Annotated in this window: 14 protein-coding genes; 12 read left to right on the top strand and 2 right to left on the bottom strand. The window is 55.1% G+C overall.

From position 1 onward, the window contains the following. Positions 1-26: 26 nt before the first annotated feature. Both ACXIUA_RS06005 and ACXIUA_RS06000 read right to left on the bottom strand, forming a co-directional pair. A complete protein-coding gene (locus ACXIUA_RS06005) occupies positions 27-1,067 on the bottom strand; it encodes a DoxX family protein (protein ID WP_256001392.1) in 1,041 nt (346 codons plus the stop codon). 82 nt (positions 1,068-1,149) lie between these two features. After that, the gene (locus ACXIUA_RS06000) at positions 1,150-1,770 is read right to left on the bottom strand and encodes an MBL fold metallo-hydrolase (RefSeq protein WP_070479114.1); all 621 of its coding nucleotides are present in this window, start codon (positions 1,768-1,770) and stop codon (positions 1,150-1,152) included. 108 nt (positions 1,771-1,878) lie between these two features. Here ACXIUA_RS06000 and uvrA point away from each other — a divergent pair, with 108 nt between their 5' ends. The 12 genes from uvrA to argH all read left to right on the top strand — a co-directional run bounded on the left by uvrA (position 1,879) and on the right by argH (position 16,364). Then, on the top strand, positions 1,879-4,731 hold the full coding sequence (uvrA, locus tag ACXIUA_RS05995) for an excinuclease ABC subunit UvrA (protein ID WP_457976366.1): 2,853 nt from the start codon (positions 1,879-1,881) through the stop codon (positions 4,729-4,731). 260 nt (positions 4,732-4,991) lie between these two features. Then, positions 4,992-5,540 carry a translation initiation factor IF-3 gene (gene infC, locus ACXIUA_RS05990; protein WP_083290943.1) on the top strand — a complete coding sequence of 183 codons (549 nt, stop codon included), beginning with the start codon at positions 4,992-4,994 and terminating at the stop codon, positions 5,538-5,540. 31 nt (positions 5,541-5,571) lie between these two features. Beyond that, entirely contained in the window at positions 5,572-5,766 is a 195-nt protein-coding gene (rpmI, locus tag ACXIUA_RS05985) for a 50S ribosomal protein L35 (RefSeq protein ID WP_070362525.1), read from the top strand. Between the two features lie 53 nt (positions 5,767-5,819). Beyond that, positions 5,820-6,206: a 50S ribosomal protein L20 gene (gene rplT / locus ACXIUA_RS05980; protein WP_070362524.1), complete on the top strand. Its 387-nt coding sequence runs from the start codon at positions 5,820-5,822 to the stop codon at positions 6,204-6,206. An 88-nt stretch (positions 6,207-6,294) separates the two neighbouring features. Beyond that, positions 6,295-7,116, top strand: coding sequence for a TrmH family RNA methyltransferase (locus ACXIUA_RS05975; protein ID WP_070362523.1), 822 nt, complete (start codon positions 6,295-6,297; stop codon positions 7,114-7,116). 111 nt (positions 7,117-7,227) lie between these two features. Next, positions 7,228-8,256 (top strand): phenylalanine--tRNA ligase subunit alpha, encoded by a 1,029-nt coding sequence (gene pheS / locus ACXIUA_RS05970; protein ID WP_457976400.1) that lies wholly within the window; start codon positions 7,228-7,230, stop codon positions 8,254-8,256. A 13-nt stretch (positions 8,257-8,269) separates the two neighbouring features. Further along, a complete protein-coding gene (pheT, locus tag ACXIUA_RS05965) occupies positions 8,270-10,777 on the top strand; it encodes a phenylalanine--tRNA ligase subunit beta (RefSeq protein WP_288858353.1) in 2,508 nt (835 codons plus the stop codon). Between the two features lie 163 nt (positions 10,778-10,940). After that, the gene (locus ACXIUA_RS05960) at positions 10,941-12,074 is read left to right on the top strand and encodes a bifunctional ornithine acetyltransferase/N-acetylglutamate synthase (RefSeq protein WP_457976365.1); all 1,134 of its coding nucleotides are present in this window, start codon (positions 10,941-10,943) and stop codon (positions 12,072-12,074) included. A gap of 110 nt (positions 12,075-12,184) precedes the next feature. Then, positions 12,185-13,132 carry an ornithine carbamoyltransferase gene (gene argF, locus ACXIUA_RS05955; RefSeq protein WP_070362519.1) on the top strand — a complete coding sequence of 316 codons (948 nt, stop codon included), beginning with the start codon at positions 12,185-12,187 and terminating at the stop codon, positions 13,130-13,132. Then, positions 13,132-13,623, top strand: coding sequence for an arginine repressor (locus ACXIUA_RS05950; protein ID WP_070362518.1), 492 nt, complete (start codon positions 13,132-13,134; stop codon positions 13,621-13,623). The genes argF and ACXIUA_RS05950 overlap by 1 nt, the downstream gene beginning before the upstream one ends. 89 nt (positions 13,624-13,712) lie before the next feature. After that, positions 13,713-14,912: an argininosuccinate synthase gene (locus ACXIUA_RS05945; RefSeq protein ID WP_070479104.1), complete on the top strand. Its 1,200-nt coding sequence runs from the start codon at positions 13,713-13,715 to the stop codon at positions 14,910-14,912. 18 nt (positions 14,913-14,930) lie between these two features. After that, a complete protein-coding gene (gene argH, locus ACXIUA_RS05940; RefSeq protein WP_070479102.1) occupies positions 14,931-16,364 on the top strand; it encodes an argininosuccinate lyase in 1,434 nt (477 codons plus the stop codon). Positions 16,365-16,416 lie beyond the last annotated feature (52 nt).

The following is a 16,416-nucleotide window of genomic DNA, read 5'->3' as shown; positions in this document are numbered from 1 at the left end:
CACGGGGTGTACTACAGAAAGTCAGATTAGCTGAGCTTCTTCTGAACCTTCTTTACCAGCTTGTTCGCGCGCTTTTCGGCCTTCTTAGCCTTACGCTTCCACTTCCACTGCTTGCACTTTGACGGCGCAACATCCAAGTTGTCGAAGGCATCCTGCAGGGAGTCAACCGCGTCCTGGGCACGGTCCTGCAGCTTCGCGGTGCTCTTCTTTACCTTGCGCTTTGCCTTGAACTGGTCCAACTTGCTTGGCTCGAGGCTCTCCAGCTTGTCCTGGAGATCCCCAACAACGCTGTTGACCTTGCGCTTTGCCTTGAACTGCTGGAGTTTGCTTGGCTTCAAGTCCTTGTAGGTGTCTTGAGCGCTATCGGAAACATCCTCCATCCAGTCACCCGCATCAGAGAGGAACGAGGAGGTTTGCTTGCGCGCATCCTGCCAGAAGCCCTCAGCTGCGTCAGATGCCTGGTCCGCAAACTTAGAGGCCTGCTTCTTCCAGTCATCCTTGTTGTTATCGACGTAGTCGACCACTTGATCTGCAGTATCGGACAGCCAGTTACTTGCTTTACCCAGAGCCTTTTCGGTCTCAGATTGGGTAGGCAGTGCCTGCTGTACGTTCTTCTTCGCGGTGCGGGCAGCCTGCTGGGCGCGCCACTGCAGCCCTGGCTTGCCAGCAGTGTCCACAGTCGCGAGGAGCACACCACCGGCGAGAGCGACATCGGTCAGCGCGCCAGTCTGACGACGCTGCTTCTCATTCGCCTCGTCGGCCTCCCAGAAGGCATTACGGCCGATAATCGACGGGATTGCAGTCGCAGCGAGCAGTGCAGCGGAAGTGCGTGGCAGCTTGCCAATGGCGAAGAGGCTGCCTGCACCTGCTTTAATGCCACCAACGACCTGAGCGGCCGTCTTCGGGTTGCTCGGGATCAGACCACGGTACTCGCTCGGAACGGCACCGCGGACCTTATCTAAAAGCGCCTTCGTGCTTTCTTTATTGGCATTTGGGTCACGCAGCGTCTGAACACCGTCAACGATGTAGACGGACGCGAGCATTGGCCTTGCGAGTTTTCGAATCATAAATGCATTCCTCTTTTCTTTTCGCAACGTACCGGTCGCTGTATATATGTTCTATGTGACGTCCGACATTCGGATTACGCTTTTACCAGCGACGGTTCCACCAAACATCTAAATCTGGACGCTCTGCACCAAGCGTAGTGGATTTACCATGGCCCGGCCACACAATTGTCTCATCCGGATATGCGTCGAAGAGTTTTTCTTTGACATCGCGGAAGAGTCGCACGAAGTCGCCTTCGGAATTTGTTTTCCCAAGCCCACCAGGGAAAAGAGAATCACCAACAAAGAGGTTAGGCACCCCCTTGAGGTCGGCGCGCACGGCTGCGCCACCTGGGGTATGTCCACGCAGAATTACCACTGGGAGCTCGTGGCCTGCGAACGAAATCGAGTCGCCGTCGTGGATTTCGCGGTCGACAGGAGCAGGCAGGGCAGGTACCTCGAGGAACGGTGCCCAGTGTGTAGCGCCCGTTGCTTCCAGGACTGTAGCCAATGCACGCACGTGGTCGTGGTGGCGATGCGTCGTTAATACATCCGTGATCTTGACTCCGGCCTGTTCGGCCATGGCGAGGATAGCCGGCGCGTCGTCAGCGGCGTCGATTAGCAGGCCCTGGCCATCTGCGCAGAGGAGATAGCAGTTGTTGTCCATCGAGCCGACGGAAACCTGGTGCAGTGTTAATTGGGGCAGTGGAGTTGATTCTGAATTCATGGTGCCTACCCTAGTCAATTCCTTCTTCGCCAGAACAGTGATTACCGAAGTGGTATACGCTGGTATGTTCGGAACAAAATGAACCGATCTTCTGGAAGAGGTATCTAGGTGGCTGACCGTCTTGTTGTACGTGGAGCAAGGGAACACAACCTGAAGGGCGTCGATGTGTCTCTGCCGAGGGACAAGATGGCCGTATTTACAGGCCTGTCTGGATCGGGTAAGTCCTCGCTGGCATTCGATACGATCTTTGCGGAGGGGCAGCGTCGATACGTTGAGTCTCTTTCGTCCTATGCTCGGATGTTCTTAGGACAGATGGATAAGCCCGATGTCGATTACATTGACGGGCTATCGCCCGCGGTGTCAATCGACCAAAAATCGACGAACCGTAACCCCCGTTCGACTGTAGGTACCATCACCGAAATCTACGATTACCTCCGCCTACTCTATTCGCGGGCTGGCACTCCTCATTGTCCAGAGTGCGACGCTGTGATTGAACGGCAGACGCCGCAACAGATTGTGGACCGCGTGCTGGGGATGGAAGAGCGTCTCAAGTTCCAAGTCCTTGCTCCGGTAGTACGAAAGCGTAAAGGCGAGTTCGTTGACTTGTTTAAGGATCTCGCCGCCCAGGGCTACTCTCGAGTGAGCGTGGACGGCGAGTTGTACCAGCTCAGCGATCCACCGAAGCTTGAGAAGCAGGTCAAACACACGATTTCGGTGGTAGTCGACCGCCTTCAAGTGAAGCAAAGCCAAAAGCAGCGTCTCACCGACTCGGTGGAGACAGCACTTAAGCTTGCCGACGGCCTCGTTGGCTTCGAATTCGTTGACTTCGATGAGGACAACCCTGATCGGATCCAGATCTTCTCTGAAAAAATGGCGTGCCCGAACGGGCACAAACTTAACGTTGAGGAGTACGAGCCGCGCGCGTTCTCGTTTAACTCACCGTTTGGTGCCTGTCCAACGTGTGACGGTCTCGGGACGCAGAAGAAGATTGACGAAGAACTCGTTATTCCAGATCCAGACGCACCAGCAATTGATGCTTTCCAGCCATGGAACTCCAGCCCGAACAAGCGATACTTCGTCAAGTTGATTGAAGCGTTAGCAAAAGAGGAGGGCTTTGATGCTCACGCTCCGTTCAGCTCGCTGACGAAAACGCAGCAGAAGCATTTGGTAAATGGTTCCAAAACCAAGATCAGCGTGCGGTACAAGAACCGCTACGGCAGGCAGCGGTCATTCAGCGCAGCTTATGAAGGCGTCATTGGGTACCTGGAGCGTAAGCTCGAGCAGGCCGAAAGCGATACCCAGAAAGACCGACTGCTTGCTTATACGCGAGAGGTACCGTGTCCTTCGTGCAAGGGCGCTAGGTTGAAGCCCGAGATTCTCGCCGTTCGCCTCGACTCAACAACGCATGGTGAACGCTCCATCGCCGGGCTTACGGAACTGAGCATTGAGGATGCGTCCGAATACCTTGATAATTTGGTACTTGGTTACCGCGAGGAGATGATCGCGGGTGCGGTACTTCGAGAGATCCAAGCTCGGCTGCACTTTCTCTTGGACGTAGGACTGAGTTACCTCTCGCTCGCTCGGTCAGCCGGCACCCTGTCGGGCGGTGAAGCGCAGCGCATCCGTCTGGCCACGCAAATTGGGTCTGGCCTTGCCGGTGTACTGTACGTGCTTGATGAGCCGTCAATCGGTTTGCATCAACGGGATAACCAGAGGCTGATTAAGACTCTGAAGAAACTTCGCGACCTTGGGAACACGCTGGTTGTGGTTGAACACGATGAGGAAACGATCCGTGAGGCTGATTGGTTGGTAGACATCGGGCCGCTCGCCGGAGAATACGGCGGGGAAGTGGTCTACCAGGGAGAACCCGACGGTATCCGTGAAGTAGAGAACTCCATTACCGGAGACTACCTTGCGGGCAGGAAAAAGATTGAGGTCCCGGATCAGCGTCGACCGGTAGACGCAGACCGCAAGCTGAGAATTGAGGGCGCGCGAGAGAACAACCTCAAGAACGTATCAGTGGATATTCCACTGGGAGTGTTGGTAGCTGTTACTGGGGTATCTGGGTCTGGCAAGTCTACGCTGGTAAACCAGATTCTGGCTAAGACTCTCCAGAATGAGCTCAATGGAGCTCGACAAGTCCCGGGACGGGTAAAGAAAGTCAGTGGCCTTGACCATCTCGATAAACTTGTCCAAGTCGACCAGAGTCCCATCGGACGTACACCACGATCAAACCCCGCGACATATACAGGGGTGTTTGACAAGATCCGCAACCTATTCGCGGAAACACAAGAGTCAAAGGTTCGCGGCTACAAGGCTGGCCGATTCTCGTTCAATGTCAAAGGCGGGCGCTGTGAAGCGTGCCGTGGTGATGGCACTATCAAGATTGAGATGAACTTCCTACCGGATGTATACGTCCCGTGTGAGGTGTGCCAGGGAGCACGATACAACCGTGAAACCCTCGAAGTGCGCTATAAGGGTAAGAACATTGCCGAAGTTCTCGATATGCCGATTTCTGAAGCAGCTGAGTTCTTCGAGCCAATTCAGTCAATCCATCGATACCTCAACACGCTTGTAGACGTCGGCCTGGGCTATGTACGTCTTGGGCAGGCTGCGACAACGCTATCCGGTGGTGAGGCACAGCGGGTGAAGCTGGCGGCAGAATTGCAGAAGCGAACTAACGGCCGAACAATTTACATCCTCGACGAGCCCACTACGGGGCTGCACTTCGAAGACATTCGTAAGCTCATGCTTGTGCTGAATGGCCTGGTGGAAAAGGGCAACACTGTGTTGGTGATCGAACACAACCTGGACGTTATCAAGTCGGCGGACTGGGTGATTGACATGGGGCCTGAGGGGGGATCAGGCGGTGGAACGGTGGTCGCGCAGGGAACGCCAGAAGACGTAGCACGTAATGGCAAGTCTCATACAGGTGCTTTCTTGAAGGAGATATTGCAATAGATCCAGCTTGAATGCATGATTTGCTTGAATAAACTTCATGTATTAAAGTTCTCACCACTACCGCCCAGAGCATTCTTTACAAAGGTGCCTGGGCCACAAGTGGAGTGAATCCCACCCCATGCCGGTCGATAGTGATCAGGATACGGGTCAAGGTAGCCAAAGCATTTTTTGGTTGCCTACGGAAAGCTCCCGCGTTATTAGTAATAGCGCGGGTTTTGTGCTTTTGCGCAGAATCACTGGTGGTCTGGTAGCGATCACACATTGGTTTCTATGTTTTAGGAGTTCTCATCAGCGCTGAAGCTCGGATTAACGATCGTATCCGCGTCCCGGAAGTCCGCTTGGTCGGCCCGTCCGGCGAGCAGGTAGGGATCGTCCGTACCGACGATGCTCGGAAACTGGCTTACGAGGCCGATCTTGACCTCGTCGAAGTTGCGCCAAAGGCGAAGCCGCCCGTGGCGAAGATCATGGACTACGGCAAATACAAGTATGAGCAGGATCAGAAGGCTCGCGAGGCCCGCAAGAACCAGCAGCAGACCGTAGTGAAGGAACAGAAGTTCCGTCCTAAGATCGATGAGCACGACTACCAGACGAAGAAAAACAATGTGGAGCGCTTCCTAGAGAAGGGCAACAAGGTCAAAGTCACCATCATGTTCCGTGGCCGCGAGCAATCGCGCCCAGAACTCGGCTACCGCCTCCTCGAGCGTCTTGCAGACGACATTCAAGAGGTTGGTGTCGTGGAGTCCCGTCCGAAGCAGGACGGGCGAAACATGACGATGGTATTCGGACCTGCTCGCAAGGGCAAAAAGTAGATCAAGTTTTCAACTCTGAAGGGCTTTCAACATGAAGCAGAAGACCCACAAGGGCACCGCAAAGCGCATCAAGGTTAACGGCAAGGGCAAGCTGCGTCGTGAGCAGGCTGGTAAGCGCCACCTGAACGAGAAGCTGTCTTCGAAGCGTCGTCGCAAGCTCTCGGGTACCACCGACGTAGCTAAGAACGACGTGAAGCGCATGAAGCGCCTCCTCGGCATGTCCTAAGCACTGCCCAAGTTAAAACAACCGGTGAACGAAAGAAAAGGAAGTATTGACTCATGGCACGTGTCAAGCGTTCAGTTAATGCCAAGAAGAAGCGTCGCGCGATTCTGAAGTCCGCAAAGGGCTACCGTGGCCAGCGCTCCCGCCTGTACCGTAAGGCAAAAGAACAGTGGCTGCACTCCCAGACCTACGCCTACCGCGATCGTCGTAAGCGCAAGGGTGAGTTCCGTAAGCTGTGGATCCAGCGTATCAACGCCGCGGCCCGTATGAACGACATCACTTACAACCGTCTCATTCACGGCTTGAAGCTCGCAGAGGTCGAGGTTGACCGCAAGATCCTCGCGGAGCTCGCAGTGAACGACTTTGCAGCCTTCTCCGCTATCTGCGAGATCGCTAAGAAGGCCTTGCCAGCTGACGTAAATGCGCCAGTTGATGCAGCATAAGTTGCCTAGAACGTTGAACTAGGACGGAGCCCGTCGGCAAGCGTGAACGCTTGGCGGCGGGTTTTTACATTCAGGAGTAGGAAATTTCGTGGCCCTTGACTTTTCACAGCCCTTCACCGAACGAACCCCGCGAGTCGTGAATGCAGCGAAGCTGCTCCGCGCAAAAGGACGCAAGAAAGCAAACCGCTTTCTGGTGGAAGGGGTGAACAGTGTCGAGGCTGCCGTAGCTACGGGCGCGGCTACTGACCTCTTCGTGACAGAACATGCGTCACAAGCCTTTGCTGACGTTGTGACTACCGCAGAATATATGGATGTATATGTTCATGCCATTACAGATATCGCAGCGAAGCACTTGAGCGACACTGTAAACACCACTGGTATTTTTGCTGTTTGCAAGCCAGTGTTGTGGTCAGTCGGGGCAGCTCTTCGCGGTAAGCCTTCTTTTGTTGTGGTCGGGATTGATACTAACGATCCGGGTAACGCAGGCACGATGATTCGCATTGCTGACGTGTGCGGGGCGGATGCTGTCATATTTGCCGGCGACTGTGTCGATCCTGAGTCGGGCAAGGCTGTGCGGGCCTCAGCAGGTTCGTTGTTTCACTTACCTGTGGCACGCGAGCGCAATACCCAGGACGTCCTTGGCCAGCTAAAAGCAGCAGGGCTTCAGACAGTGGCGACGACTATCGACGGCGAGGTATCCCTTGAGAAAACAAGTGATCTGCTTTCTGCCCCGATTGCTTGGCTGTTCGGAAACGAAGCACACGGATTGCCAACAGCTATTGCAGATCGTGCTGATGTACGGGTATCAATCCCGATTCAGGGATCTGCAGAGTCGCTGAACCTTGCAACAGCGTCAGCAATGTGTCTTTGGGAAACTGCCAAAGCAAAGATGGCGCAACAAGAGCTTTAGTTATATGTGTCGTGTCTGAAGCGACAGGTATGCTTAGTTTCGTTTTAACGGCTTTACAACCTTTACTACAAAGCGTAATCGGAAGGACCGAGTGTGTCGGAAAATAGTGGAATCGAATTGTCAGAAGAGAAACTCAATGCGGCAGCAGAAGCTGCAATTTCGGATTTTGAAGCAGCTGCAGACCTGCAGGCGTTAGAAGAGGCTCACAAGCAGCACTTGGGCGACCAAGCCTACATCCCTCAGGCTCGGCGTGCACTCGGTTCGTTGCCAAAGCAAGACCGTAAAGACGCTGGTAGGGCAGTGAATGTGGCCCGAGGCCGTGTAGAGAAGGCGTATGCCAAACTTCACGCGGTGCGTGAAGCCGAGTACCGCGAGGCTCAATTGAAAGCAGAGGCTGTCGACGTAACTCTACCGACACGTCGTTCTCAGCTGGGCGCGATGCACCCCATCACAACGTTGAGTGAGCAGATCGCAGATATCTTTGTCGGCATGGGGTGGGAGATCGCCGAAGGGCCAGAAATCGAAGCCGAATACTTTAATTTTGATGCACTGAACTTCATTCCGGATCACCCGGCGAGGACGCTGCAGGACACCTTTTACGTTGGTAAACCTGGTTCCCGCCAGGTGATGCGCACGCATACTTCGCCTGTCCAGGTTCGAACGATGCTTGACCGTGATGTGCCTGTGTACATTGCTTGCCCTGGCAGGGTATTCCGCACCGATGAACTTGACGCAACGCACACCCCAGTTTTCCACCAGATTGAGGGTCTTGCCGTCGATAAAGGCCTGACTATGGCTCATTTGCGTGGCACACTCGACCACCTTGCGAAGACGCTGTTCGGGCCAGAGACGAAGACGCGTATGCGTACCAATTACTTCCCCTTCACCGAGCCATCTGCTGAGGTAGACGTTTGGTTCCCAAATAAAAAGGGTGGTGCTGGCTGGATCGAGTGGGGTGGCTGCGGCATGGTGAACCCGAACGTGCTTCGCGCAGTAGGCATTGATCCGGATGAGTACTCAGGCTTTGCGTTCGGGATGGGCCTTGAACGTACTCTCCAGTTCCGTAACGGCTTGTCAGACATGCGTGACATGGTCGAAGGCGATATCCGTTTCACCGTCCCATTTGGTGTGCAGGCTTAAAGGAGTTAATGACATGCTGATTTCAAAAAATTTCCTCACCACCCTTCTGCAACAGGCGGGCAATACTGGTTGGTCTGTCACTGACGAAGAGATGGACGCAGGCTTCGTTCGCGTCGGTTTTGAGACTGAAGGCTACGCCCCGATTGAAAAAACCGAGGGTCCTCTAGTGCTCGGCAAGGTCCTTGATATTGAAGAGCTCACCGAGTTCAAGAAGCCGATTCGTTACTGCCAGGTTGACGTGGGACAGGCGAATGGCACGGGTGAGCCGCAGGGCATTATTTGCGGTGCACGTAACTTTACTGTTGGCGACACGGTAGTTGTCGCGCTTCCGGGGTGCGTTCTTCCGGGTAATTTCGCTATTTCTGCGAGAAAGACTTACGGGCATATCTCTAACGGGATGATGGCGTCAGCGGCGGAGCTCGGTCTGACCGCGAAGAGTGCTGGCATCATTACTCTTAGCGATGAAATCGGCGCCCCTGGCACTGATGCGCGGGAAGTTCTGGATCTCGACGACACTATCTTCGAAGTGAACGTCACTCCGGATCGTGGTTACGCTTTGTCGGCGCGTGGCCTAATGCGAGAGCTTGCGTCGGCATTCGACATCGCTTTTGTCGACCCAGCTCAGCAGCCTGACATCGCCGGCATCGATATTTCTGCAGTTCCTGCGCCAGCAGGTTCCCTTCTCGACGTCACCGTAGAGCCGGACACCGCTACGAAGCGCTTCGGGCTGCGAAAGGTGGAAGGCATCGACCCCGAAGCGGCGTCGCCGTTTTGGATGCAGCGCGAGCTCATGCTCAGCGGCATCCGTCCAGTGAACGGCGCAACCGATGTTACGAACTTCGTAATGTTGCTGCTCGGTCAGCCGATGCACGCCTTTGACGCAGATACAATCTCTGGCGCGCTTCGCATCCATAATGCGGAAGAGGGCACTGAATTCGAAACACTGGATCATACAATGCGAACCCTTCGCGCTTCCGATGTAGTCATTTCTGATGACTCTGGAATTCAGTCTCTGGCTGGTGTCATGGGTGGCACGACCTCAGAAATTTCGGAAACCACGAAGAATGTTTACTTCGAAGCAGCAACTTGGGATGAACTTACGGTTGCGCGTACTGCTCGTCACCACAAACTGAGCTCAGAAGCCTCCCGTCGATTTGAGCGTGGAGTCGATCCGGCACTGGTGGAGGTAGCGTTGGATGTAGCTTGTGAGCTGCTGACGAGCTTTGCCGGGGGCAAGGTTGCAGCAGGTCGTACGTTGGTGGGTGAGGTGCATCAGCGAACTGAGATCTCTATGGCGAAAACGTTCCCATCGGCATTGATCGGCGTCAAGTACTCTGAAGAGACCATTTCTCAGCGGCTACATGAAGTCGGGTGCGGCGTTGAAGAAAGTGGTGGCAATTTCATTGTGACGCCACCTTCCTGGCGGAATGACCTTACGGTCCCAGTAGAGCTTGTAGAAGAGATTGTTCGGCTCGAAGGGCTTGACGCTATTCCATCGATTCTTCCGACGCCGAAGGGGGGACGTGGCCTGACTGCAACGCAAAAGCGTCGTCGTGCAGTGACGCATGCTCTTGCGTACTCAGGTTACGCAGAAATTATTCCTACACCGTTTATGGCCACGGGTCTTTTCGACGCCTGGGGCCTGAGCAAGGACGATGCCCGCCGCGCAACCGTGTCTGTTCAGAATCCTCTGGATAGCGACTACGCCGTACTCGCTACGACACTCTTGCCCGCAATGCTCGAGGCAGTAGCGAAAAATGCGGCCCGCGGTCAGCATGACGTGTCGATTTACTCAGTTGCACAGGTAGCTATCGGCGGGGAAGCTGAAACACCAATGCCAAGCGTTGATCACCGCCCGGACGAAGAGACCCTGGCAGCAGTGGTGAACTCATTGCCGAAGCAGCCGCTGCATGTTGCAACTGTTGGCGTCGGAGATGCCGAAGTAGAGGGGCCTTGGGGCGATTCGCGAATGTACTCGTGGGCTGATGCTGTTGAATCTGCGCAGATAGTGGCGCGGACAGCCGGGATAGAGCTCGAGGTCCGGGCAGCAGACTACCTACCATGGCATCCGGGACGCTGCGCAGAGTTGCTGGTCGACGGCCAAGTTGTTGGTCACGCAGGTGAACTACACCCGCAGATTCTGGAAGAATGTGGCTTACCTGCACGAGTTTGCGCAATGGAGATGGACCTTTCGGCATTGCCACAGAGTGCTCACCTGCCCGCTCCGAAGCTGTCTGCGTACCCGGCAGTTCACCAGGACCTTGCATTGGTCGTGGACGACTCGACACCGGCCGAAAGCGTGCGAAAGACCGTAGCAGAACACGCCGGGCCGTTATTGGAAAATGTAACGCTGTTTGACGTCTATCGTTCTGAGTCCCTCGGCGAAGGCAAGAAGTCGCTCGCATTTGGACTCTTGTTCCGTGCGGATGACCGAACGCTCACTGAAGACGAAGCGTCGGAAGGGCGTTTAGCTGCGGCTGAGGCAGCGAAACAGGAATTTAATGCCACGATGAGGGCGTAGGTTACTTTTGCTGCTGACAGGCAGGACATCGCAGTGAGCGGCGTCCTGCCTGCTGTCGTTTTAGGAATGCATGTATCTTGAATCGGCACGAGCTTGCCATTTGTCTGGCAGGATGGGACTCCGTAGCCACAAGCGTCTACACCCGTAAAGGAGCCATAAAACCATGCCACAACAGACCGTTCTCACCCCTAAGGGATTTGTGGCTGCAGGTCTTCACGCGGGAATACGCGAAGGCGAGGGGCGTGATCTGGCGCTCATTGTTAATCAGGGACCTGCTTGGAACGCAGCAGCGGTGTTTCCAGATAGTCGGGTCTGCGCCTCGCCTGTTCGAGCTACGCGCGAAGTTATGCGCTCGCATGCTGTGAACGCAGTTGTTTTAACATCAGGCAACGCTAATGCGTTCAACGGTTCAACGGGGGATGCGGACACTCGTGAGATTCAGAAGCGCGTATCCCAAGAGATTGGAGTCCCAGAAGACCGGGTCGCAGTCTGCGCGAAGGGACAGTTCGCAGTGCCTTTGCCAATGGAGCGTGTGAAAACTGGGTTAGCCAAACTCGCCACGGATCTGGGAGATACCCCTGCGCACGCTGAATCGGCTGCGGCCGCAATAGCGTCAACCCAAGGAACGATCAATCAAGCAGGCGTGAGCTGTGGAGCTTGGAGTGTCGGGGGCATTTCCCAGGGGGCTGGAAATTCACAGGAAACACTAGACACAGTACTGGGGTGCCTCACCACAGATGCGCTTGTACCGGCCTTTTCACTCGAAAAGGCATTGCGACGGGCTATGGAAACTACGTTTAATACGCTTGATCGATCTACAGCCCCGCTAACGAACGATACGGTGTTGTTGCTCGCATCTGGTGCGAGCCAGGTCACCCCCAATCAAACTCAGTTGGATGAGGCAGTGCTTGCGGTTTGCGAGGCATTGGTGGAGCAGCTTTTGGTCAACCAGGGAAGCGCGACCAAGAAATTGACGCTTGCCGTAGCTGGCGCTGCAAATGATGAAGAGGCACGCATCGCAGCACAAGCCGTAGCATGTGACGGACGTTTTCGAGAGTCGCTACTCAGTGGTGCTCCGGACTGGCCACGCGCACTCGCGATTGCGGGGAAGACAAAAGTGTGCCTAGATGCTGAGGCACTGGAGATCAACGTCAATGGAACACAGCTCTGCCAGGGAATCACTCCGCTCTTGACAAGCCGGGTGCTTGACTACGACGAACACGTGACTATTACGCTGGATCTAGGAACTCGTGGCGTCGGTACAGCAACAGTGCGGACGCTTTTGGAGCCTATGTAAGGGGAAAGTGGGCGTCGAAAAGCGAACGTCCAGGAGGCTTTGAAAATACAATAGGGGAGACGTCCGCATATTTTGCAGCAATCATAACGCAGAAATAGGAAGTAAACAGCATGGTGAACTCAGTTCGGCACTTTTTCGCAGACGATGACTTGACGCCAGAGGAACAAGCGCAAGTGCTCACGCTTGCCGCAGAGATGAAAAAGAACCCTTATGCGCACCGACCTCTCGAAGGGCCGAAGTCTGTTGCGGTACTTTTCGACAAGACCTCCACGCGCACGCGGTTCTCCTTCGATACAGGGATTGCACAGCTGGGTGGGCACGCGATTGTTGTCGAAACTCAGAATGCACAAATGGGCAAGGGTGAGTCCTACCAAGATACGGCGGCGGTGCTTTCGCGATACGTCGAAGCAATCGTTTGGAGGACGTATGCCCACGACAATTTGCTCCAGATGGCGGAGACATCACAGGTTCCGATTGTTAACGCGCTTTCCGATGACCTGCACCCGTGCCAAATTCTTGCGGATCTGCAAACAATCGTCGAAACCTTTTGTCCTGAGCAGGGGCCGGCGGGACTCCACGGCCTGAAAGCTGTGTATTTGGGAGATGGCGCTAACAATATGGCCAACTCCTACATGATTGGGTTCGCAACTGCGGGGGTAGACATCGCGATCATCGCGCCTCCGGAGTTTCATCCGGAGCAGCGGTTTGTGGACCGTGCGCGTGATCGTGCAAGCCAGACAGGTGCGACAGTTACGGTTACCAGCGATGTTGCTGCGGTAGCTGGAGCAGACGTGGTTATCACGGATACTTGGGTGTCAATGGGCATGGAGGGAGATGGAAAAGATCGACGCACTCCGTTCTTGCCATACCAAGTAAATAGTGGAATTATGCAAATGGCCGGTAATAATGCGATATTTCTTCACTGCCTACCGGCGTATCGTGAAAACGAAGTGACCGCAGAAGTAATCGATGGGCCGCAGTCGCGAGTCTTCGATGAAGCTGAAAATCGTCTTCACGCCCAAAAGGCGTTGTTGACCTGGTTGTTGGAGCACCAATAATGACCCAAACTGTCTCAAGAACTGCGCGACAAGCTCGGATTCTGGAGATACTTGTGAGCACGCGAGTGTCTTCTCAGATCCAGCTTTCCGAGCTTTTGCAAGACGAGGGTATCGAGATTACGCAGGCAACCCTGTCCCGTGATCTTGATGAGCTGGGAGCAAAGAAAGTGCGGCCAAGCGACGGAGGCCGTGCATATTACACGGTGAACTCCGATGCCGAGGCTTTTGATGCCTTGCATACAGGCCCACGTGAGAAACTTCGTCGAATGATCGAGGAACTCGTCGTCTCTGTTGACCATTCTGCGAATATGGCTGTACTGCGAACTCCACCTGGAGCTGCACAATATCTGGCTAGCTATATAGACAGAGTCGGTTTGGAGCAGGTAGTAGGCTGTATCGCTGGTGACGATACGATTTTTGTTCTCGCCCGAGATCCGCTTAAGGGTGGTGACCTAGCCCAGCAGGTATTTGGACGCAATACAAAGGCGTAAGTGACGCCGAAGCAAGCACAAACCCCGCGCTAGGTATACTATGTACCGCAGTGCAGAATATGATCTAGAAACACAAGGAGCTTTGATCCATGACTAACCGTGTTGTACTCGCATACTCAGGCGGGCTCGATACCTCTGTTGCGATTTCCTACCTCGGCGAAATGCTTAATGGCGAAGTCATTGCAGTAGCACTCGACCTTGGCCAGGGCGGCGAAGATATGGAGTCCGTACGTCAGCGCGCATTAGATTGCGGTGCTGTGGAATCCATCGTTATCGATGCGAAAGATGAATTTGCTGAGGACTACTGCCTGCCAACCATCAAGGCGAACGGTATGTACATGGGTGAGTACCCGTTGGTGTCAGCAATTTCCCGCCCGTTGATCGTAAAGCACCTTGTGAAGGCCGCACAGGAGCACGGTGGCACTCACGTATCACACGGTTGCACCGGTAAAGGCAATGACCAGGTTCGTTTTGAGGTTGGATTCCTGAACCAGGACCCAGATCTGGAAATTGTTGCGCCTGCTCGCGATTTTGCGTGGACACGCGATAAGGCGATTGCGTACGCAGAAGGAAAGGACCTGCCAATTGAGCAGTCGGCAGCTTCGCCATTCTCGATTGACCAAAACGTTTGGGGGCGCGCGGTAGAGACAGGCTTTTTGGAGGACCTCTGGAACGCGCCGACGAAGGATCTATACGCTTACACGGAAAGCCCTTCGATGGGCAATGCGCCTGACGAAGTCATTATCTCGTTCGAGGGAGGCAAGCCGGTTGCAATCGACGGCCGCCCGGTAACGATGTTGGAAGCAATCGAAGAGATGAACCGTCGCGCTGGTGCGCAGGGCATCGGTCGTCTGGATATGGTCGAAGACCGCTTGGTTGGCATTAAGTCCCGTGAGATTTACGAAGCGCCAGGCGCGGTCGCTCTGATTACGGCGCACAAGGCGCTCGAGGACGTTACGATTGAGCGCGAGCTGGCTCGCTACAAGCGACTTATCGACGCGCGCTGGTCGGAGGAAGTGTACGACGGTCTTTGGTTCGGTCCGCTCAAGCGCTCCCTGGATGCGTTCATCGAGTCGACACAGGAGCACGTCACTGGGGACATCCGCATGGAAATGCATGCAGGTAAGGCAGTGGTCAATGGCCGCCGCTCCAACCACTCCCTGTACGACTTCAACCTCGCGACGTACGACACAGGCGACACTTTCGACCAGACCTACGCTAAGGGCTTCGTCCGTTTGCATGGTTTGTCATCGCAGATCGCGAACAAGCGCGATCGCGAAGCGAAATAGCAGGGAGCTTTGGAAGTTATGCAGCAGCATAAGACGAATGAAGGCGCGCTGTGGGGCGGTCGGTTTTCTGGCGGCCCTTCTGAGGCGATGTTCGCGCTGAGCGTATCGACGCACTTCGATTGGGTGCTTGCGCCTTATGATGTATTGGCATCGAAAGCTCACGCAAAAGTCTTGCACCGTGCAGGACTTCTTTCGGACGAAGACCTGAAGACCATGCTCGAGGGGCTTGAGCAACTCGGCGCAGACGTTGCAAGTGGTGCGTTTGTTCCCGAACCGACGGACGAAGATGTTCACGGCGCAATGGAGCGCGGCCTGATCGACCGAGTAGGTCCTGAGGTAGGAGGGCGCCTGCGTGCAGGGCGCTCGCGGAATGACCAGGTGGCAACGATGTTCCGGATGTGGGTTCGTGATGCCCTGCGCGGTGTTGCTCTGCACATTACGGATCTCATCGATGCTCTCGTTGCACAGGCGGCTGCACATCCCGATATCATCATGCCGGGTAAGACCCACTTCCAGGCTGCGCAGCCTATTTTGCTCGCACACTCGTTGCTCGCTCACGCACACCCGCTGTTGCGTGACTTGGAGCGGATTCAGGATGCGGACAAGCGGTTGGCTGTGTCGCCGTACGGCTCTGGCGCTTTGGCGGGTTCTTCGTTGCACCTAGACCCGGAGGCGATTGCGGAAGAACTTGGCTTCTATGAAGCAACCGACAACTCACTGGACGGCACAGCTTCGCGTGATTTCGCAGCCGAAGCGGCCTACGTTCTAGCCCAGATTGCAGTGGATGTGTCCCGCTTTGCGGAAGAGATTATCGCCTGGTCGACGCCAGAGTTCGGTTACGTCACGTTGGACGACGCATGGTCGACTGGTTCTTCGATCATGCCGCAAAAAAAGAACCCAGACGTTGCGGAGCTTGCCCGAGGCAAGTCAGGTAGGTTAATCGGCAACCTTACCGGATTGATGGCCACTCTTAAGGCGCAGCCTCTCGCGTATAACCGCGATTTGCAAGAAGACAAGGAGCCGGTAATCGATTCCGTAAACCAGCTCAACATTCTTCTGCCAGCGTTTACCGGGTTGGTCTCGACTCTCAAGTTCCATGGTGATCGAATGCGTGAGATTGCACCTGCGGGATTCACGCTTGCTACCGATTTGGCAGAGTGGATGGTTCGCCAGGGTGTGCCATTCCGAGAGGCGCACGAAGCTTCCGGAGCATGCGTACGCATCGCGGAGTCCCGAGGCGTCAACCTTATTGACTTGACAGATGAGGAGCTCGCGAGCGTAGACCCTCGACTTAACGCAGGTGTCCGTGACGTGCTCACGATTGAGGGTGCTGTGAGCTCGCGCGATACACGCGGTGGAACCGCCGGCCCACGGGTAGAAGAACAGCGTGTACGCGTAGCGGAGGCAAATAGGAAGTATCGAGCGTGGGCAGAGAAGCCTGTGCGGGGTTAAAATCGGTACCGCATTTGCGACGCCCACCTTTCGGTGGGCGTTTCCACTTTGT

It is taken from the genome of Corynebacterium sp. UMB8791, assembly GCF_054166365.1.
This window is presented reverse-complemented; position numbering and strand designations above follow the sequence as displayed.

Bases quoted from the DNA above. Each gene is read 5' to 3' on its own strand.
- rpmI (WP_070362525.1), top strand. From the start codon at position 5,572: ATGAAGCAGAAGACCCACAAGGGCACCGCAAAGCGCATCAAGGTTAAC.
- argF (WP_070362519.1), top strand. From the start codon at position 12,185: ATGGTGAACTCAGTTCGGCACTTTTTCGCAGACGATGACTTGACGCCA.
- ACXIUA_RS05945 (WP_070479104.1), top strand. From the start codon at position 13,713: ATGACTAACCGTGTTGTACTCGCATACTCAGGCGGGCTCGATACCTCT.
- ACXIUA_RS06005 (WP_256001392.1), bottom strand. From the start codon at position 1,067: ATGATTCGAAAACTCGCAAGGCCAATGCTCGCGTCCGTCTACATCGTT.
- argH (WP_070479102.1), top strand. From the start codon at position 14,931: ATGCAGCAGCATAAGACGAATGAAGGCGCGCTGTGGGGCGGTCGGTTT.
- ACXIUA_RS05950 (WP_070362518.1), top strand. From the start codon at position 13,132: ATGACCCAAACTGTCTCAAGAACTGCGCGACAAGCTCGGATTCTGGAG.
- ACXIUA_RS05960 (WP_457976365.1), top strand. From the start codon at position 10,941: ATGCCACAACAGACCGTTCTCACCCCTAAGGGATTTGTGGCTGCAGGT.
- ACXIUA_RS06000 (WP_070479114.1), bottom strand. From the start codon at position 1,770: ATGAATTCAGAATCAACTCCACTGCCCCAATTAACACTGCACCAGGTT.
- pheT (WP_288858353.1), top strand. From the start codon at position 8,270: ATGCTGATTTCAAAAAATTTCCTCACCACCCTTCTGCAACAGGCGGGC.
- rplT (WP_070362524.1), top strand. From the start codon at position 5,820: ATGGCACGTGTCAAGCGTTCAGTTAATGCCAAGAAGAAGCGTCGCGCG.